Annotated in this window: 20 protein-coding genes; 6 read left to right on the forward strand and 14 right to left on the reverse strand. The window is 56.2% G+C overall.

Features of this window, described 5'->3' with window-relative positions; translation table 11 throughout:
• The 5 genes from potG to nfsA all read right to left on the reverse strand — a co-directional run bounded on the left by potG (position 1) and on the right by nfsA (position 4928).
• Complete coding sequence (potG, locus tag ABIE02_RS04095) at positions 1–1134, reverse strand: putrescine ABC transporter ATP-binding subunit PotG (RefSeq protein WP_032617274.1); 1134 nt, start codon at positions 1132–1134, stop codon at positions 1–3.
• A gap of 96 nt (positions 1135–1230) precedes the next feature.
• Positions 1231–2343 carry a spermidine/putrescine ABC transporter substrate-binding protein PotF gene (potF, locus tag ABIE02_RS04100; RefSeq protein ID WP_059308409.1) on the reverse strand — a complete coding sequence of 371 codons (1113 nt, stop codon included), beginning with the start codon at positions 2341–2343 and terminating at the stop codon, positions 1231–1233.
• A 349-nt stretch (positions 2344–2692) separates the two neighbouring features.
• Complete coding sequence (locus tag ABIE02_RS04105) at positions 2693–3169, reverse strand: YbjN domain-containing protein (protein WP_032617271.1); 477 nt, start codon at positions 3167–3169, stop codon at positions 2693–2695.
• A gap of 61 nt (positions 3170–3230) precedes the next feature.
• Entirely contained in the window at positions 3231–4133 is a 903-nt protein-coding gene (rimK, locus tag ABIE02_RS04110) for a 30S ribosomal protein S6--L-glutamate ligase (protein WP_032617270.1), read from the reverse strand.
• A 72-nt stretch (positions 4134–4205) separates the two neighbouring features.
• Positions 4206–4928 carry an oxygen-insensitive NADPH nitroreductase gene (nfsA, locus tag ABIE02_RS04115; protein WP_117385730.1) on the reverse strand — a complete coding sequence of 241 codons (723 nt, stop codon included), beginning with the start codon at positions 4926–4928 and terminating at the stop codon, positions 4206–4208.
• A 179-nt stretch (positions 4929–5107) separates the two neighbouring features.
• On the opposite strand from nfsA, the gene ABIE02_RS04120 reads away from it, so the two are divergent.
• A complete protein-coding gene (locus tag ABIE02_RS04120) occupies positions 5108–5377 on the forward strand; it encodes a GrxA family glutaredoxin (RefSeq protein ID WP_032617267.1) in 270 nt (89 codons plus the stop codon).
• A gap of 13 nt (positions 5378–5390) precedes the next feature.
• On the opposite strand, the gene ABIE02_RS04125 is transcribed toward ABIE02_RS04120, so the two are convergent.
• Positions 5391–5780 carry an inner membrane protein YbjM gene (locus ABIE02_RS04125; protein WP_032617266.1) on the reverse strand — a complete coding sequence of 130 codons (390 nt, stop codon included), beginning with the start codon at positions 5778–5780 and terminating at the stop codon, positions 5391–5393.
• Positions 5781–6055: 275 nt separating this feature from the next.
• Between ABIE02_RS04125 and ABIE02_RS04130 the strand changes: the two genes are divergently transcribed.
• Positions 6056–7741, forward strand: coding sequence for an aspartate:alanine antiporter (locus ABIE02_RS04130; RefSeq protein ID WP_032617265.1), 1686 nt, complete (start codon positions 6056–6058; stop codon positions 7739–7741).
• A gap of 260 nt (positions 7742–8001) precedes the next feature.
• On the opposite strand, the gene ABIE02_RS04135 is transcribed toward ABIE02_RS04130, so the two are convergent.
• Positions 8002–8265 (reverse strand): hypothetical protein, encoded by a 264-nt coding sequence (locus ABIE02_RS04135; RefSeq protein WP_127472139.1) that lies wholly within the window; start codon positions 8263–8265, stop codon positions 8002–8004.
• A 115-nt stretch (positions 8266–8380) separates the two neighbouring features.
• On the opposite strand from ABIE02_RS04135, the gene ABIE02_RS04140 reads away from it, so the two are divergent.
• Together ABIE02_RS04140 and ABIE02_RS04145 are read left to right on the forward strand one after the other, a co-directional pair.
• Positions 8381–8962, forward strand: a complete 582-nt coding sequence (locus ABIE02_RS04140; RefSeq protein WP_051916122.1) for a GIY-YIG nuclease family protein — start codon at positions 8381–8383, stop codon at positions 8960–8962.
• Between the two features lie 101 nt (positions 8963–9063).
• Positions 9064–9600 (forward strand): sterol desaturase family protein, encoded by a 537-nt coding sequence (locus ABIE02_RS04145; RefSeq protein ID WP_032617263.1) that lies wholly within the window; start codon positions 9064–9066, stop codon positions 9598–9600.
• On the opposite strand, the gene crtB is transcribed toward ABIE02_RS04145, so the two are convergent.
• From crtB to ABIE02_RS04175, 6 genes are all read right to left on the reverse strand, one after another.
• Positions 9539–10465 (reverse strand): 15-cis-phytoene synthase CrtB, encoded by a 927-nt coding sequence (gene crtB, locus ABIE02_RS04150; protein ID WP_032617262.1) that lies wholly within the window; start codon positions 10463–10465, stop codon positions 9539–9541. The two genes, ABIE02_RS04145 and crtB, sit on opposite strands and share 62 nt — an antisense overlap.
• Positions 10462–11940, reverse strand: coding sequence for a phytoene desaturase (locus ABIE02_RS04155; protein ID WP_032617261.1), 1479 nt, complete (start codon positions 11938–11940; stop codon positions 10462–10464). Before ABIE02_RS04155 ends, crtB begins: the two co-directional genes overlap by 4 nt.
• Positions 11933–13108 (reverse strand): lycopene beta-cyclase CrtY, encoded by a 1176-nt coding sequence (gene crtY, locus ABIE02_RS04160; protein ID WP_032617260.1) that lies wholly within the window; start codon positions 13106–13108, stop codon positions 11933–11935. The genes ABIE02_RS04155 and crtY overlap by 8 nt, the downstream gene beginning before the upstream one ends.
• On the reverse strand, positions 13108–14136 hold the full coding sequence (fni, locus tag ABIE02_RS04165; protein ID WP_032617259.1) for a type 2 isopentenyl-diphosphate Delta-isomerase: 1029 nt from the start codon (positions 14134–14136) through the stop codon (positions 13108–13110). Before fni ends, crtY begins: the two co-directional genes overlap by 1 nt.
• Complete coding sequence (locus ABIE02_RS04170; protein ID WP_032617258.1) at positions 14133–15053, reverse strand: polyprenyl synthetase family protein; 921 nt, start codon at positions 15051–15053, stop codon at positions 14133–14135. The genes fni and ABIE02_RS04170 overlap by 4 nt, the downstream gene beginning before the upstream one ends.
• Before the next feature lie 246 nt (positions 15054–15299).
• Positions 15300–15854 (reverse strand): DUF2239 family protein, encoded by a 555-nt coding sequence (locus ABIE02_RS04175; RefSeq protein WP_117385734.1) that lies wholly within the window; start codon positions 15852–15854, stop codon positions 15300–15302.
• A 550-nt stretch (positions 15855–16404) separates the two neighbouring features.
• Here ABIE02_RS04175 and ABIE02_RS04180 point away from each other — a divergent pair.
• On the forward strand, positions 16405–17145 hold the full coding sequence (locus ABIE02_RS04180; protein ID WP_059308418.1) for a hypothetical protein: 741 nt from the start codon (positions 16405–16407) through the stop codon (positions 17143–17145).
• Complete coding sequence (locus ABIE02_RS04185) at positions 17142–18818, forward strand: hypothetical protein (RefSeq protein ID WP_336995006.1); 1677 nt, start codon at positions 17142–17144, stop codon at positions 18816–18818. Before ABIE02_RS04180 ends, ABIE02_RS04185 begins: the two co-directional genes overlap by 4 nt.
• Positions 18819–18887: 69 nt before the next feature.
• On the opposite strand, the gene ABIE02_RS04190 is transcribed toward ABIE02_RS04185, so the two are convergent.
• On the reverse strand, positions 18888–19430 hold the full coding sequence (locus ABIE02_RS04190; RefSeq protein WP_077227465.1) for a TetR/AcrR family transcriptional regulator: 543 nt from the start codon (positions 19428–19430) through the stop codon (positions 18888–18890).
• Between the last annotated feature and the right edge of the window lie 35 nt (positions 19431–19465).

Raw genomic sequence — 19465 nt, forward strand, 5'->3', positions numbered from 1 at the left:
TTATACCGTCAGTACAACGCAGCTGTCTGCTTCCCAACACAGACGCACTTCGTCGCCCCAGGTCGGCAGCCCCTTGCGGTAGCGCCAGGTGTTCTGCAGCTGGGCGCTGATCATCTGGCCGCTCTTCAGCCGGACGTGATAGATGGAGAGATCGCCGAGATAGGCAATATGTACCACCTCCCCCACCGCAAAGTTGTAGCCGTCGGCCGGGGGTGCATCGCACAGGGTGATTTTTTCCGGGCGCAGCGCCACGTATACCGGCACGTTGTCCACCACCGAGTTGTCGGCGGCAACCTTCAGCGGATGAATGAGTCCCGGCGAGTCGATCACCAGGCCGTCCTCTTCCCGCGCTTTCAGCAGCCCTTCAAACACGTTGATTGAGCCGATAAATTCGGCGCTGTAGCGGGTGGTCGGGTGCTCGTAAATCTCTTCCGGCTCCCCTATCTGCACAAACTTGCCGCGGTTCATGATCGCGATGCGTCCGGCCATGGTCATGGCCTCTTCCTGGTCGTGAGTGACCATCACGCAGGTCACGCCCACGCGCTCCAGAATATCCACCACTTCCAGCTGCATACGGTCGCGCAGTTTTTTATCCAGCGCGCCCATCGGCTCATCTAACAGCAGCAGTTTGGGGCGTTTCGCCAGGCTGCGGGCCAGGGCCACACGCTGGCGTTGCCCACCCGAGAGCTGATGCGGCTTGCGCTTTGCAAACTCTTGCATGTGCACCAGGCTCAGCATTTCGGCCACGCGGGTGGCGATCTCGGCTTTCGGCATTTTGTCCTGCTTCAGGCCAAAGGCGATGTTCTGCTCCACGGTCATGTGCGGGAAGAGCGCGTAGGACTGAAACATCATATTGATGGGACGCTGATACGGCGGCACGTGGGAAAGGTCGACGCCATCAAGCATAATCTGCCCGGCGCTGGGCTGTTCAAACCCGGCCAGCATACGCAGCAACGTCGATTTCCCGCAGCCGGATGGGCCAAGCAGGGCAAAAATTTCGCCTTTATAAATGGTCAGGCTGGCATCATCCACGGCATTCTGACCATCAAAGGATTTGGTCAGGTTGCGGATTTCCAGCAGCGGGGTCAGCGCTTTACGGGTTTTCGCCTGCGGGCGGGGGATCGCGTCGTTCACGGGGTGCTCTCCGGCATCAATCAAACTGGTGCAAACGCACCATCAGGGTGCGTATCGCCGGGCACGCGCTTGCGTTGCCCGGCGTACATCACATCGTTATTTACCGCTTTTCACTTTCGTCCACGCACGGGTACGCACGCGGTCGATTTTCGGCTCCTGAACGCTCAGGGTGAACATTTTGGCGCGCACGTCAGCCGGTGGATAGATCCCCGGGTTATCACGCACTTCGGCGCTGACAAGGCTGGTGGCCTCTTTGTTGCCGTTGGCATAGAAGACGTGGTCAGAGATATGGGCAATAACATCCGGGCGCAGCAGATAGTTCAGGAACTGATAAGCTTCGTCTTTGTTTTTTGCATCGGCAGGCATCGCGAAGACGTCAAAGAAGGCCATCGCCCCCTCTTTCGGGATCGAATAGGCGATATTCACACCGTTTTTGGCTTCTTTGGCGCGGTTAGCCGCCTGCAGAACATCCCCTGCCCAGCCGATGGCTACACAGATGTCGCCGTTCGCCAGATCGTTAATGTACTGAGACGAGTGGAAATAACGGATATTAGGACGCAGCTTCAGCAGCAGGTCTGTTGCCGGGCCGGTGTAGTCATCCGCTTTGGTGCTGTTCGGATCTTTGCCGAGGTAATTCAGGACGGTGGCAAACACCTCTTCCGGGGCATCGAGGAACGACACGCCGCAGCTTTTCAGCTTCTCAAGGTTCTCTGGCTTCAGCACCAGATCCCAGCTATTTACCGGGGCATCGGCACCCAACACCTGTTTCACTTTGTCGACGTTATAGCCGATGCCCGTGGTGGCCCACATATACGGCATCGCGTATTTGTTTTCCGGGTCGTGTTTGGCGATAAGCTTCAGCAGCTCGGGATCGAGGTTTTTCCACTCCGGCAGTTTGCTTTTGTCCAGCGGCTGGAACACGCCAGCAGAGAGCTGACGCTCAAGGAAGCTGGCTGACGGCACCACCAGGTCGAAGCCGGTGCTGCCCGCCATCAGTTTGCCTTCCAGCACTTCGTTGGAGTCGAAGACGTCGTAAACGACTTTAATCCCGGTCTCTTTTTCGAAATTCGCCACCGTGTCCGGGGCAATATAATCAGACCAGTTATAGATATGCAGCGTTTTTTGTTCCGCCGCAAGCGTGCCGGCAGAGACCGCCATCAGAGCACCTGCAACCAGACCCGATAACCATTTTTTATGTAAAGCGATCATAGCGTTAATCCTTCTGAAAGCGCGTTAACAAACGCGCCAAAAATGAACACTCTTAACCTATGCAAGAAACGTGCATAATTTATCACTCTGCATGCAGCAGAAGATGTTACTCAGGTGGCGGTATCTGCTCGCATTTAACAGCATCGCAAGAATAAACTGTAGCTTGTCTCCGTAGCTATAGCTCAGATTAAAAAACGCCTTTTAACAATTTTTTATGCAGGAAGTGTCTATGTGATAAGCCGATTTGCCGGGATGGCGGTGAATAATTCTTTAAAGGAAGGTTAAATCCAGCAGAAACGAGGGTGTTATGCAGCCGCCACGACAGCGACTGCCTAAAAGTCAGACAGCTTTAGTGCAGAAAATTGCCCGCAGATTCAGGCTGCTCAGCGCCCTCTTCGGCGTTGTAGAGCAGTTGATGGGCGCTGGCTTCAAGCATCACCATGGAGATCTGCTCTTCGCTCTGCTGGATGAACGCCGCGAACTGCGGGAAAGTCAGCCCGACGGTGGCGTTGAAAGACTGGCAAACCACCAGCTTTGGCAGATTATCATCCTGTATATCGAGAAATGCTTTCACCGTCAAAGAACTGGCATTGATGGCAGATAAATCCGATGCTAAGGCCAGTAACGCCGAGGGTTTGACCTCTGCCAGCGCGGAAAAAAGAATGACGTCATTAATCAAATCGAGCTTGGCATCAAACACACCGTCAAAGTTTTGCATATGCGGCAGGTGCAGCGCCTGGCAGGTGTCGCATTCAAAAAAGCTGACGCCCATGTTGTCGAGCCAGTGACGCAAAGTATCAAGTGTCGGTACAACGAGTGAATCCATAACGGTGGAACCCCTTTAAAAAATAGTGCCTGTGCCAGGCGACGTGTGCGTGGCAGGTCAGTTATCCGCCCGTTTTCAGGCAAAACTCCGGCGTAGCCTGACGCTCTATCCAGCCGATCATCTTCCCGGCTATGTCAATCCCGGTGGTTTTCTCAATGCCTTCCAGCCCCGGTGAGGCATTCACTTCCATCACCAGCGGCCCGCGATCGGCACGTAAGATATCGACCCCGGCAACATCCAGCCCCAGCGTCTGCGCGGCCAGCAGTGCAATCTCCCGCTCGCGCGCGGTGATCTCTACCACCCGGGCAACACCGCCCCGGTGCAGGTTGGAGCGAAAATCGCCCTCTTTGGCCTGGCGCTCAATGGCCGCGACCACTTCATCCCCCACCACCAGACAGCGAATGTCGCGCCCTTTGGCCTCCTGAATGTACTCCTGCACCAGAATATGCGCGTTCAGGCCGCGAAAGGCATCAATCACGCTCTCTGCCGCCTGGCGGGTTTCGGCCAGCACCACGCCAATCCCCTGGGTGCCTTCTACCAGCTTGACCACCAGCGGTGCCCCGCCCACCATCTCGATCAGATCGCTGGTGTCGTCGGGCGAATGGGCAATACCGGTGATCGGCAGGTCGATCCCCTGACGGGCCAGCAGCTGCAGGGAGCGAAGTTTGTCGCGCGCCCGGGTAATGGCCACGGATTCATTCAGCGGATAACTGCCGAGCAGTTCAAACTGGCGCAGCGCGGCGGTGCCATAAAAGGTGATTGCCGAGCCAATGCGCGGGATAACCGCGTCGAAATGCGGCAGTTGACGCCCTTTATAGTGAATGGAGGATGCCGCCGGACTGATATTCATATAGCAGGACAGCGGATCGAGGATTTCTACATGATGGCCACGCTGCTCTGCCGCTTCACGCAGGCGTTTACAGGAAAAGAGCGTTCCATCCCGGGACAATATGGCAATTTTCACCCTGCACCTCTCAGACATAATCCGGTAAAAGCCTGCGTATCATACACGCAGGCAGGCGCAGGATGAATGGACTTATCGTGTAGCCCAGCCCTGTTTATGCAAATAATCGAGAATAAACGGACGGTTTTCCTTGATGATGGTGCGGCGGATATGGTCGCTCCAGGTATCACGGCGGTTATTGGTCGCGCGGCTGAGATAGTAGTTCGCCAGCTCCTCGTCGTACTGCGCCAGCACCTCTTTATCGACCGGCTGGTAGTGGTTTTCATGCACCACCATCGCCGCTGGCAGGCGCGGCTTGACGTCCGGGTTATCCGCAGGCCAGCCCAGGCACAGACCAAACAGCGGCAGAACGTGCTTCGGCAGCTGCAACAGTTCGGTCACGGCCTCAATACTGTTGCGGATACCGCCAATATAAACGCCACCCAACCCCAGCGACTCTGCCGCCGTCATCGCGTTCTGCGCCAGCATCGCGGTATCCACCACGCCGAGCAGCAGTTGTTCTGCCAGGCCAAGCTGCGCCTCAGGACAAATTTGCAGATGGCGGTTGAAGTCGGCGCAGAACACCCAAAACTCCGCCGCCTCAGCAACGTGCTTTTGCCCGCCGGTGAGGGTCACCAGCTGTTCACGCATCGCCGGGTCGGTGATGCGGATAATGGAGCTGCACTGCAGGAAGCTGGAGCTGGAGGTGCCCTGCGCACCGGCAATAATGGCCTCGCGCTGCGCTTCGGTGATAGGTTCCTGGGTAAAATGGCGGATGGAGCGGTGGGAACGTAACAGATCAATTACTGGCGTCATCTTGTCTCTCTTTACGGCGTTACTGACATTTCGCCAGTATAGGCAAAGAAAATGAGGCTGTAATTGGCCAAACATAGCCTGAAGGTATCAATGTAACAGGCAGAACCTGCTTTCCATTACCGATAGTTATCGGCAATATAGTGTCATTCGCCGTCTGGCTTAGTTTCAGGAGAGAGAAAATGTTTGCAGTAATTTTTGGACGTCCGGGTTGCCCTTACTGTGTGCGCGCAAAAGATCTGGCAGAAAAACTGACCGCTGAGCGTGAAGATTTTAACTACCGCTACGTGGACATCCACGCAGAAGGCATCTCTAAAGCCGATCTGGAACAGACCGTAGGTAAGCCGGTTGAAACTGTTCCGCAGATCTTCCTCGACCAGACTCACATCGGCGGCTTTACCGATTTTGAAGCCTATGCCAAAGAGCACCTGGGCCTGTTCGCTGCCCAGTAAGCCTTTCACGCCCTCACTCTGAGGGCGTTTTTACTCTCACCCGGCGGTGCTTCAGCGCCCGGCGCACAAACAGAAAGAACAACGCCCCTAATGCACACCAGAAAACGCCGCTCAGCAGCCAGGCCAGTTCCTGCAGAATGCTGCGTGACGAAATAAAGATCATCCGCATCACCACCAGACAGACCGGCGCGGCGAGTATCGCCCCCATCAGCGGCCTGATCACCTCGCCACCACGGGAGAAGAAGCCGGCAGCGATACCGGGTAAGATGAAAAAAAGTAGCCCAAGCCCAGGGTACCCCGAAGAAATAAACGCCCCCCTCACCTGGTACATCAGACAGATGCAAACTGCGGTAAACAGTAAAAAGCAGCAAGCCACGCCAAACCAGTTACGTTTAATATTCAATCTATCCCCCTGCCATTGCGGGCAAATACTTTTCCGTCCGATGGACGCCAATTAGTTGAGTCACCCGGCCTTCCTTGCCAAAATCACCGGGTCTTAACGTCACTGCTATCATTGGGTGATATCTGTTAAAAATTCACTAATAGTTTGATATTACTTTGTGGGATATATTATGATATGCGATCAGGAGTGTCTTAACTCCTGTTATTACAGCGCAAACAGTAGCCTAAATATCCCACCCCTTCAACCACTTACTGGTAAACGAAAAGTTATCCTCCGTGAACATAAACGTCGCAGAATTGTTAAATGGGAATTACATCCTGTTATTATTTGTGGTACTGGCTTTAGGTCTTTGCCTGGGGAAATTACGTCTCGGGTCAATCCAACTCGGTAATTCTATTGGCGTTTTAGTCGTTTCATTATTATTAGGCCAGCAGCATTTCAGTATTAACACCGATGCCCTGAATCTGGGCTTTATGCTGTTTATTTTTTGTGTCGGCGTTGAAGCTGGTCCCAACTTTTTTTCTATTTTCTTCCGCGACGGTAAAAATTACCTGATGCTGGCGCTGGTGATGGTTGGCAGTGCCCTGTTAATCGCGCTGGGTTTAGGCAAGATCTTTGGCTGGGATATTGGCCTGACGGCGGGCATGCTGGCCGGGTCGATGACCTCCACGCCGGTGCTGGTCGGTGCCGGGGATACGCTGCGCCATCTTGGGCTGGATAACGCCCAACTGTCACTGGCGCTGGATCACCTGAGCCTTGGCTATGCCCTGACCTATCTGATCGGTCTGGTGAGCCTGATTGTGGGCGCGCGCTATTTACCGAAATTACAGCATCAGGATCTGCAGACCAGCGCCCAGCAAATCGCCCGCGAGCGCGGTCTGGACACTGACATCAAACGCAAAGTTTATCTTCCGGTGATCCGCGCCTACCGTGTCGGCCCGGAGCTGGTGGCCTGGGCCGACGGTAAAAATCTGCGTGAGCTGGGCATCTATCGCCAGACGGGCTGCTATATCGAACGTATTCGCCGTAACGGCATTCTGGCCAACCCGGACGGCGATGCGGTGCTGCAGATGGGCGATGACATCGCGTTGGTGGGTTACCCGGATGCGCACGCCCGTCTCGATCCGAGCTTCCGCAACGGCAAAGAGGTGTTCGACCGCGACCTGCTCGACATGCGCATCGTCACCGAAGAGATTGTGGTCAAAAACCACAATGCCGTTGGCCGCCGTCTGGCACAGCTCAAGCTGACCGACCACGGTTGCTTCCTCAACCGGGTGATCCGCAGCCAGATTGAGATGCCAATCGATGACAACATCGTGCTGAACAAGGGCGATGTGTTGCAGGTGAGCGGCGACACGCGCCGCGTGAAAACCGTCGCTGACCGCATCGGCTTTATCTCCATTCACAGCCAGGTGACCGATCTGCTGGCGTTCTGCGCCTTCTTTATCGTTGGCCTGATGATTGGGATGATCACCTTCCAGTTCAGCAACTTTAGCTTCGGCATTGGTAACGCGGCGGGCCTGCTGTTCGCCGGGATCATGCTCGGCTTCCTGCGAGCCAACCACCCCACCTTCGGCTACATCCCTCAGGGCGCGCTGAACATGGTGAAAGAGTTTGGCCTGATGGTGTTCATGGCGGGCGTCGGTTTAAGCGCGGGCAGCGGCATTGGTCACAGCCTGGGCGCGGTGGGCTGGCAGATGCTGGTGGCCGGGTTGATCGTCAGCCTGGTACCGGTGGTGATCTGTTTCCTCTTCGGTGCCTACGTGCTGCGCATGAACCGCGCCATGCTGTTTGGCGCGATGATGGGGGCGCGTACCTGTGCCCCTGCGATGGAAATCATCAGCGATACCGCACGCAGCAACATCCCGGCGCTGGGCTATGCCGGCACCTATGCCATCGCTAACGTGCTGTTAACCCTGGCGGGGACCTTGATCATCATCATCTGGCCGGGGCTGGGGTAAGGGAGAAATTTGCGCAACGGCGAAAAAATTTCGCTAAGTGCAGAACTTTTCTGTCAGATGTCAGTCATAACTATTGCCACTGCTTTTCTTTGATGTCCCCAATTTGTGGAGCCCATCAACCCCGCCGTTTTGGTTCAAGGTTGATGGGTTTTTTGTTGCCTGAATTTTACCACCCATCGAATGAAACACTTACACCACCGCTTTCCCTTGTTGGCTACAAAGTGGCGACAATGCTTTAAACTGGCAGCAAAATCTTCACCTTAAGCCGTTTCAATCGCGTGCAACAATTCAACCAAAGCAACAGCGCCAACATCATCCCAGCGCAAATAACTCGATAAAGAACTTGTTCCTGAATCCCTTCCTAAAACTTTCTGACAGATAGCCTGATGATCGGCTGATGCGGAAACCCAAACGGCCCCGCCCTGATGGCAAAAGTAAGTAGAACCTTTCAAACCATCCCTCTGAATACGTTTCTTCCAGGTATCCACCTGCTGCGTTGTTACTCTTAAACTCATATTAGCCACTACGTAAATCAACTCATCACAGCCAACGATCCCTTAAAATACCAGGAATCAATCAGCGCGGAGAATCTCAGTGTTTAATTTTTATCCTGACAAAACATTCAGCAGAACAGAAGTCATGAGCCAACCAACACCTGTTCCTGCAATCAACGGTGTCTATTTCTGGTGGTTCAAAGAAATCCCTCCAGGCGTACCGACGGAAGATTGCCTCACTCAGGATGGGTACACATTGCTCTATGTCGGTATCTCACCTGATAAAAAGGGAAAACCCAACAGTCGCGCTAACCTTAAAACACGCATTAAAACGCATTACAGCGGCAACGCAGAAGGCTCGACACTCAGACGTTCGCTAGGGGTTTTACTTGCACTGGAAAGCAATTATCCGCTCCGCCGGGTTGGTTCAGGAAAAAGAACGACGTTTACCCATTTAGGTGAGCAATGGCTTGACCAGTGGATGGAAGAGAATGCAAAAGTTTACTGGGTCGCACATGAAGAACCCTGGTTACTTGAAGAAATTCTTATTGGCAGTATCTCACTGCCATTAAATATTCAAGGAAACAACCATCCTTTTAAGCCAACCCTTTCAGCCATGCGTAGTAAGGCAATGAAGGAAGCCAAAATAATGGAGATCGCAGATGAAACAGGATTTAGCAGAAGTAAAGTTGCAGAGATTATAGAGCAAGCTACGCAAGTAAAATGAAACAGTTATGAAGACAGCCGCTGCGCACGCCACCCTTCTCCCATTTAAGTGTTACGCTTAATACCTGAAACCCCATCCCTCCCCGAGCCAAAGGAGCAACAATGCTCGCGTTGTACAACACATTGATCGTGCTTTTAACCGTTGCCGCCATGGAGTTAGTCGCGGCCCTTGCGCATAAGTACATTATGCACGGCTGGGGTTGGGGGTGGCATGAATCGCATCATGAGCCGCGCACCAGCTGGTTTGAGGTAAACGACCTTTACGCGGTGGTGTTCGCTGTGCTGGCGATTGTGCTGATTGCTCTGGGCACCTGGGGGGTGTGGCCGCTGCAGTGGATTGGAGCGGGAATGACGCTTTACGGCGCGCTCTATTTTATGGTGCATGATGGCCTGGTGCATCAGCGCTGGCCGTTTCGCTATATCCCGCGCCGGGGTTATCTCAAGCGTCTTTATCTGGCGCACCGCCTGCACCATGCCGTTCGGGGCAAAGAGGACTGCGTCTCCTTTGGTTTCCTGTATGCGCCGCCCGTTGAAAAATTGCAGGCCACGTTACGCCAGCGCAAGGCGCGTCGCACGACTAGCGCGGACGCTGCCAGAGCCCGGCCGGACGCGGCGTCTGTGTCGCAAAACGAGAAGTGAGCGCCTGCCCGGCGCCTTTCAGCAGTAATCCCGACTTTTCAACCGCGCTGGTCCCCTGCCGTTTATCCCAGGCGCGGGACCCAGCCGCACTCACCTTCACGCCAATCTCACGATATACCCCGTGCGCCGAGGCGATTGCCCAGGCGGATCGCAGCGGCAGCCCCGCCAGCCCTTGCCGGGCAGAGGCATAGTAAGGCTCGGCTTCTGCCACCAGCCGCTGGGCAATATCCGCGAGGGGGGCGCGCATTTTGGGTTGCGCTATCGCCTCCGGGGGGATATCCGCCTCGGCCAGCCATTGGGCGGGCAGGTAACAGCGGCCAACCCGGGCATCCTCGACAATATCTCTGGCGATATTGGTCAGTTGAAACGCCAGGCCTAAATCACAGGCACGATCGAGCACAGCTTCATCGCGCACGCCCATCACCCGGGCCATCATTAACCCCACCACGCCCGCCACGCGGTAGCAGTATTGCAGGGTGTCATCGAACGTCTCGTAATGCGTCTCGCGTACGTCCATGGCAAAGCCATCAAGGTGATCGTAAGCCAGCTGGAGCGGGATATTGTGGCCCAGCGCCACCTCCTGAAAGGCGGCAAAGGCGGGCTCGTGCATCTCGCACCCTTCCCAGGCGCGCAGGGTCTGCTTTTTAAGCATCTCCAGGCGTAACTCTGCCTGAGCGCTATCCACGGGAGTGGCGTTAAACCCCAGCTCCTGGCCGTCGATTACGTCGTCGCAGTAACGGCACCAGGCGTAGAGCATCAGCACGCTACGTCGGGTCGCCGGGTCGAAGAGCTTCGCCGCAGTGGCAAAGCTTTTCGAACCCACAGCCATGGTGCCGGTGGCATGATCCATCAGGGTCGTATTCATCGGGAAAGCGCCTCCAGCATCAGCCCTGCCGTCGCTTTTGCCGAACCAATCACGCCGGGAATACCGGCCCCCGGATGGGTACCCGCCCCGACCAGGTAAAGGTTGGGGATTCGGCTGTCGCGATTGTGCGGTCGGAACCAGGCGCTCTGGCGCAGGATCGGTTCGACAGAAAAAGCCGACCCCAGATGGGCGCCCAGCTGATCGCGAAAATCGAAGGGAGTGAACATGCGGTGGGTTACCAGCTGGCTGCGCAGCCCCGGCATGTAATGGGCTTCCAGATAGGCAAAAATCCTGTCCCGCAGGCGCGGCCCTTCCACCGTCCAGTCGAGATCTGCGGTGCCCAGGTGGGGCACCGGCGCTAATACGTAATAACTGCCGCAGCCCGGCGGTGCCAGCGAGGGATCGGTAACGCAGGGGGCGTGAAGATAAAGCGAAAAATCCTCCGCCAGCGCATTTTTATTAAAAATATCGTCGATCAACTCTTTGTACCGCGGCCCGAAACAGACGGTGTGGTGCGCAAGATCGTGCTGCTTGTTCAGGCCAAAATAGAGCACAAACAAGGAATTACTCATCCGTTTACGCTTGAGCGATGCCGCACGAGAGGCGCCTACCGGATGGTGTCCCAGCAGTTTTTCATAGGTATGCACCACGTCGGCGTTGGAGGCCACCGCCGCGACCGGGATGACCTGGCCATCTTTCAGCTCCACGGCGCGAATATGCTCGCCCTCGGCCACCAGCCGGGTCACCTCAGCATTCAGCTGCAACTCGCCGCCCAGATCCTGATAGAGCTTCACCAGCCCCTGCACCAGCGCCCCGGTGCCGCCGCGGGCAAACCAGACGCCCCACTCACGCTCCAGGGCGTGGATCAGGGTATAGATGGACGAGGTGGCAAACGGATTACCGCCCACCAGCAGCGAATGAAAAGAGAACGCCTGGCGCAGCTGTTCATTCTCGATAAAGCGCGAGACCATGCTGTAGACGCTGCGCCAGGCCTGCAAACGGGTAAGCTGCGGCCCGGCGCGGAGCATATCGCGGAACGAGAGGAACGGCACCGTGCCGAGCTTGAGATACCCCTCGTTAAACACCTCCCGCGAGTAGGCGTGAAACTTGCGGTAACCTTCCACGTCGCGGGGGTTGAACCGTCTTATCTGCTCTTCCAGCCGGGTCTGCACATTGTCGTAATCAAACACCTCGCCGGTCTCCCAGCACAGGCGGTAGAAAGGGGTGACCGGCAGCAGATCAACATAGTCCGCCATGCGTTTGCCGGCCAGGGTAAAGAGCTCTTCGATGGCGGTGGGATCGGTTATCACCGTCGGTCCGGCGTCAAAGGTGAACCCTTTATCGTGATAAACGTAAGCGCGCCCGCCGGGCTTATCCCGCTGCTCCAGCAGAAGTGTGGCAATACCCTGCGCCTGCAGCCGAATGGCCAGCGCTAATCCGCCAAAACCGGCACCAATAATCACTGTTTTATTCATGGTGAAACGCTCGCATCCGGGGAGTGAGTTTCAGTATGGCGAGCATCGCTTCGCCGACGGGAACCGGGGGCTTACCTGCCAGGATCCGCGCTTTATCGGCCAGGTTCAGTTGCCCGGCGTAAAAGCGGGCAATCAGCCCTTCGTTAAGAGAGTAAAAACGCTGCATGACCTGCCAGCGTTTATCAGCATCCCCTGCCAGAAAGAGCATCCGGTTCAGGGTGCGGAAAAAACGCTGCGCGTGCCACTGGTGCAGGGCATAACGATGTATAACGGAAAAAACTGCGGCCGCGCTGAACTCCGCGCTTGCGGCAATGGCATCGGCCAGCGCCACCGCGTGCGGCAACGAATAGCCGGTGGTGGCATGAAACAGCCCGGCACGCAGGCCGCTGCATGGCTTCTTATCCCGCGCCTGCCAGTACGCGGGGAAATCCCCCGCCAGCATAATCGGCAGATGGCCCTGCTCTTCGCGAACCAGGCTCTCCAGGTACCAGCCCTGCTGACGGGCATAGTCAGCGATATTTTGCCGCGCGGCGCTCAGATGCAGCCGGGCGGCGTCAATGTAGTGGGTATCTTCAATCAGCAGTTCGGTTGCGGAAATCGGCAGGGTATAGACAAAACGATACCCGCCCTGCTGATTGACCGTGGCGTCCATCAGTATCGGCCGGGTCAGGCCGTGGGGCTGGCGCAGACGCCACTGTTGGCCGAGGAATGACTGGCTACCGGTGTTGAGGTGTTTGTCCGGCGTATAGCCCCGGCCATCAATGACCGCGCTGGCCCGGAGCCGCGTGCCGTCGGCGAGGGTCACCGTCTCAGGGGTGATATCAGTGACCACGGCGTCGGTTTGCAGGCTCTCGCCCAGGGTCTCCGTCAGCACGGCGGCAAAACGCGCCGAAGTGATGCTGAGATATTCTCCGGCAAGGGTCCGGTTCAGGCGGGGAAAGCGGACGTCGTATCCCTGCCAACGATGCGCCACCAGGGGGGCCATCCACCGGTGCTGATCGGGGGTTATGTCGCCCTCATGAAAGGACCAGGTGTGGTTACCGCCCGGCTGGCTGTCGGCCTCGAGCAGCAGCACGCGTAGCGCCGGGCACTGTTGTCGCAGCCGCAACGCGATCAGCCCGTTCGCCAGCCCACCGCCCACTAAGATGATGTCCCACGCGTGTGCCATCAGGTTTGTGCCACCAGCGGGGCCTGACGCAGCTGCGCCAGGTTTGCACTCCCGGTGCAGAAACAGGCGACGCGCAGTTGGGCGATGATTACCTGGAAATGGTCAATGACCGCCTCGCTGGAGATCAACGCGCTCTGCAGCACCCCGGCCGCTTGCCCCACCACGCTTGCGCCTAAGCGGATGGCTTTTGCCACCTCAATACCGTTGGCGATCCCGCCCGAGGCCACCAGCGGCATGTCGGGCAGGGCCTGATGCAGATCCTGTAATGCCGTTGCGGTGGGGATGCCCCAGTCGGCAAACGCCATGGCCACCGCCCGGTCGTGCGCGGTGACGGCGCGTTCGCCCTCTACCGCCGCCCAACTGGTGCCGCCAGCACCGGCGACATCCAGCATCGCCACGCCCGCCGCGGCCAGCTCGCGGGCAACCGGAACCGAAAGCCCGTTGCCCACCTCTTTTATCACCACCGGCACATGCAGCGCCTCAACGGTATGATGAATAGCGTCGATCACCCCGCACCAGTTGCGATCGCCGCCGTGCTGCAGCGCCTCCTGAAGCGGGTTGAGGTGGATAATCAGCGCATCTGCCGCAAGGGTCTCTACCGCACGTCTGGCGTAGTCGATCCCCTGTCGGCTCGCAATCTGCGCCGCACCGAGGTTGGCCATCAGCACAACGTCCGGGGCAAAGGAACGCAGCTCGCGCGTCAGGCCATAATTTACCTCGCTCTCCAGCGCCACACGCTGGGAGCCAACCCCCATAGCCAGCCCCAGCGCCTGCGCGGCAAGGGCCAGATGTTGATTGATCTGGCTCGCCCGGCGGGTGCCGCCGGTCATCGAGCTGATCAGCAGCGGCGCGTTAAGGGTCCGGCCAAACAGCGAGGTCGAGAGGTCAATATCATCCAGATGCAGTTCGGGCAGAGCACAGTGCCCGAAGCGCCATTTTTCAAAGCCGTTGGTACACTTTTTTGCGCCGGGTGCGCTGTTCAGTACGATATCGAGATGATCGCTTTTACGTTGCGACAGGCTGCTCATTGACACTCCGACAGGGATAACGACAGGCTCTGACTGATAAGCGTCAGCTGTTTTTCAAACCAGACGTGAACATAGTACCGGGCGGTATTTCCCGGCTGGCAGGCGCTGGCAATATGCTGATCGGCGCTGCGCACGTGTTCGCGCAGCCGCAGGAAGACGCTTTCTGCCCCCAGCACCGCCACCAGCGTCGATTTATCTTTATCCTGATGCGGATCTTTACCGGTGGCACTGGAGCCGTCCGTCAGGTCATCAATCAGCTGGAAGGCCTGGCCCAGATCGCGGGCGAAAAAGCGCAGACGTTCACTGACCTGAGGCGGTGCATCAGCGGCAATGGCCGCCAGTTGCAGGGTGGCGTTGAACAGGCTGCTGGTTTTCAGCTCGTTGGTCAGCAGGATCTCATCCGCATTCCGGCTCTGCCGGGACTCGTTCAGATCGCGAAATTGCCCCTGCACCAGCCCCATATGCCCCACCGATGCCGACAGCTCAGCAATCGCCCGCGCTTTTGCCTCAGGCGTAAGCGCAGGCGCGCGTGAGATAACGCAAAACGCATGACTCAGCAACGCCACCGCCGCCAGTATCGCGACGTTTTCGCCGTACTGATAATGAACGGTAGGACGTCCACGTCTGAGGGTGGCATTGTCCATGCAGGGCATGTCATCCAGAATCAGGGAGGCGACATGGACCATCTCAATGGCGCAGGCAAGGTCCAGCAGGCCTGTCTGCTCAGTTTTATAGCCCATATCCGTCGCGGCCAGCAGCAGCAACAGAGGGCGCATTCGCTTGCCGGCGACAAGCGTTGCTTCGCGCATGGCCGCATAGACCTGGCCTTCCTGCTCGCCCTCGGGCAAGAGTTGTTCCAGACGTCGTTCAAACGCAGACAGCAGCATTTTGACATCATCTTCATGACTAAGGGTCATAGGGGCTTCCCCGGTATTATGGTGGCGACGTCCGCAGAAGGGGTAAAAACGCTTGCCGCAGGATGATTTACAAAGCGTAGCGTATCCTTGTGCGTTTTGTTGTCCGGCGGAACAGTGGAAACGATATTTTGATTTTACACTCAATAAAATCAATATCTTAAAATTTATTTTGAGGAGTAAATTGCACAAAAATTTACATTTGTAGAGATTTTGAGTCGCCCGGCTGTGCCTCTCCCCGGGCTATCCTCATTCTTTGCCAAACGCCAGCCGGAGTGCGTAGTGGCGAATATCCTGCGGCCAGTGCCTGATACACGCGGTAAACGCCGCCTCGTCATCAGCGAAAAGTGCGCGCAGGCTGGCCTCGTAATCAGGCAGATCTCCCGCGATTTCGTACATAAAGTGGTAGGCGCGATCGTGGCGCTGGCGCTTATTATCCGCCGCTACGCTGGATTTTCTGGCCTGGTCGACAAGCCTGCGCAAGGTGGCAGACGCTCCGCCGGGCTGGGTGGCCAGCCACTCCCAGTGGCGTGGCAGTAATGTGACCTCTTTCGCGAGGACGCCGAGCTTTGGCCTGCCCCGGCTTCTGATGACGCTGCTTTCAGCCAGCTCCGGGTATACTGCCAGCGTGCTGGCAATATCTTCGTGAAGGTGAATATCGAGACGCTTGCCGCTGCGATCGTTAAAGATGAAAACGGTTTCATGACCGAGTTTTGCCGATTGAATCTGCTGGATCAGTTCGCTCAGCGTACCCTGGGCGATCTGTTTGTGCCGCCAGAAGGCGGTAAGGGTAATGTTCGCCATGCCGCTTCCTTTTTTATCCGGGTAAAAATAGCAACGTAGGCGTAAGGCCGCATCCTGTCAATTATACCCGGGTAAAAACCATGGCCCCCTGGCCCCTGCTTAACATGGGGAGATATGACGCGCTGGAAGTGTGTATAACAGCGGAAGATCGCTGTAAGGCTTAAAAATAAAAGGCAGATAAAAGCGTAGATCATTTTCGGTTAAAAACGGCTTCTGGAGGAATATATATCATCGCAGCGGAAAAATTTAATCCCTGTGGTTTTTCGCCGCCTGCTCTGCTGTATCCCGCTCCAAAGAACTACCAGAAATGGAGATTGACTGATCATGTCAACATGTTAAATTTTTTGAGGTTTTTCTCATGGATGAGCATCACGCTTTCTCGAGAGCAGTGGCAACATAAATTTTTCCTCCATCAGAATACGTTTTCGTGACTTGCCAGAACTTAAGTAAAATTTATAAGCGACCGCGAAAATCCTCCTCATCAATTATCAATGGCTCCATTGATAACATTGCGCCTTGAAAAAATAACGAACAAAAACGGAATTAACAGATGAGTATCACCCGACACAATTTAATCCTGCGTAGCTTACTGGTTCTGGCGTTAATTCTTGGATTAAGTGGCTGCTCTGTTCGTTACGATAAAAAAGGCAAAATTCTGTTTAATACCGATCTGGCGAGCGTACTGGGGAACGAAGTCGGACAGTTCACGCTGGCGGATGGCTCAACAGGAGCATTAAGAGAGCTGAATGGTCGTTATAGCCTGAAGTGGAGCAATCTGATGATTGAGCGCCCGCTGGAGGGCATCAGCTGGGCGAGGATCATCAACCAGTATCACATTGAAGGACATACGTTACTGCTGCTGAAAGTGGCAACGCCATCCTGCCCGGCACAGTATCGCCTGGTCGATCTGCAAAATACGCGCTCCCAGGAGTGGGCCTTCACCGGCGTGTGCGATACAGGGCCAGAGATCAACGCCAGCGCGGACAAGCTGCAACTGAATTTCACCACCGGCAATCGCGTTGAGCAGTTCAACTGGCAGCATGGCGAGGTTTACCACCGTCGCTTCCCTGTTCAGAAGCAAAAAACGGTCGTCAGCAACAGTAACGATAACGTGAGAACGTCCCGTAAAACCAAAGCGCAGCCTGTGGCGAAGCCGGTTAAACGCACACCGACCAAAACGGTGGAACCACTGCCGCCTAAGGTAGCCCAGCCGGAGTTGAACAATTCCGTGCCTACCGAGATCTATGCCCCGACGAAGACCCGTCAGACCAGCCTGGAGCTTAAATCATGACCGCGCAGGTTCAGGAAAAACACTGGCCGCAGGACGGGATCAAGCGTTCGGTCCTCCCCGCCTGGCAAAACTGGCTGGTGACGGGCATCACCCTCACCTATCTCATTTGTGAACTGGCCTTCAACTCCCGCCTGCTGGACCTGGTCGGCAGCGTCTCGACCGCCGATGAAGTTCACAACATGGAGCGCTACGGACGGACATTAACCGCCATCGCGGCGGCGCTGCTGGCGTTACAGTTCTCGCTGATGGGTCTTGTCCGGCTAAAGAAAAAAGGCGTCTGGCTGACGGCGAAAGCCAGCACCGCGCTGGTGCTGTTGATCTGCCTGATCACCGGCACATTAACCTGGCATGCGGTCGAATGGGTGATTGAACGCCAGGTGACGAAGAGCACGGGTGAGTTCCGTCAGATGTCCCTGCTGGCGCAGCTCTATCAGCACGCCTTAATTGAAGGACAGCAGACGCTGGAAGGCATCCCGCTGGATAGCGGCGGCGGGCAGGCGCAAACCTGGACCAGCCCCTCCGGGAAGGCGTTTCTGGCAACCTTACCGGTTCTGCTCAGTTCGTCCGATCGCTACCGTAAATTACTGGAACGCGATGCGGAACAGAACTTACGCGACAATATCAGTGCCCGGGAAGGCGGCGTTCGCGGCTACTACGAGCTCTGGCTCCAGGCTCGCGGCGAGGTGCATAAACAATTTGTTGCCTATTACAACGATGAGATGGATATCAGCGAAACGGTGCGACTTGAGCAGGCCCGGGCCTGGCAAAGGTACGAGCGCTCCTTAGAAGCGAAACGCCTGAAAACCTGGAACGTCCCACGCCGTTATTACGCCACTGTAAGAAAACAGGTTCGCGGCCAGGGCGTCCCTGTCACCAATGACTGGTCACCGTCAGATCGCACCGGGTTTAATGCCGCAGTGGCGAAAGCCGCCAGGCAGAAATATCTCGCCCAGCGAACCGTGGTCTACAAAGGGGTCACCCTCCCTAAGCGGCTGGACTGGGGCGTCTTTTTCCGCCTGGACGTGATTCAGAAAGAGTTACGCGAAAAACTGCTTCTCCCGGCGAATACGCTTGTTCGTGAAGAGTATCCGCTGAACGATAAGCTGAAGCAGTTTGCCCTTGAGCTTCACACGCCACATCTTAACGAGGCGGTGAAGCAGCAATTACCTGAACTGCGCGCGGCGGTATCAAGCTATAGCGCGGGAGGGAGTAATGAAAAGCTGGGTGAAGATGCCGCGCGTGCCGTTATTGTGCCGCCCATTGCGCTGATTTTCTCTCTGGTGGGTGCGCTTACGCACCTGGCAAAACTGCTCTATTTAGTCCTTCTTCCCCTGACGGCGACGCTATTAACCCGCCGTCCCTCGCGCCCGGTGCGGTTCCTGAATCGCCATCCTTTAGCCTTCCCTGTCGCGTTAATTGTCGTTCTGGTGGTCACGTTCAGTCTTATCAATAACAGCATCACTGAATCAGTGGCCTATAAAAATTTGAAAGATGGGCTGGCGGGCGCGAAAATTACCATAACCGATGAGCCTCTACCGCTGAGCGGGGGAGCGGTATTGCGTGTGATGCATGCCGTCAGTATCGGACAAAGCTACAGCTACCCGATCAATCAGTATTTGCGTGAACATGTGCTGCAGGGATTTGATTTCGGGTATGTCACGCGCGAAAAGTAATTTCCAGTCGGGAATACATCCATCAAAACAGCACATAAAGGCCAGCGCAAGCTGGCCTGTTTGTTGAGGTTAGATTCCCGCAATTCGCCTCACCATCGCCCGTAACGCCTCCCGCGAAAGCGGCTGTCTGTCGGTGACAAAATGCAGCGTCATCCCTTCGATAAACGCATCCAGCCCGCGGGCGGTGACCGGATCAAACCACTGCTCCAGCGTCGTCTGGCTGGTTTTCATCCAGTCCTGCATCACGGTTTTTAACGAGGGGCTGCGGTTCATAAACGCATAAAGCTGGTACATCAGCTCCATATTGTGCGGCGTGGTGACCTGGGAGCTGTAAATCAGGGTGGTGATGGATTCACAGGCCATTTCCGGCCCGGTCACACCGGCAAAGAACTCGCGGTACTGCACCGACATCTGCTGCGTAAACCAGGTGAAGGCCTCCTCAAGCAGTGCATCCATACCGGAAAAATAGTAGGTCATCGACCCCAGCGGCACCCCGGCGCAGCTGGCGATTTTGCGATGCGTGACGGCGTTCAGACCATGTTCAGCAATGGTGTCCAGGGTAGCCTGCAATATCCGTTCCCGCCGTTGCGGATCGTTGGGTCGTCTGTTCATTTATACCTCAGCGCATTTATGTACAAATGTACACA

The organism is Leclercia sp. 1548, assembly GCF_050435045.1.
GTDB classification, from domain to species: domain Bacteria; phylum Pseudomonadota; class Gammaproteobacteria; order Enterobacterales; family Enterobacteriaceae; genus Enterobacter; species Enterobacter adecarboxylatus.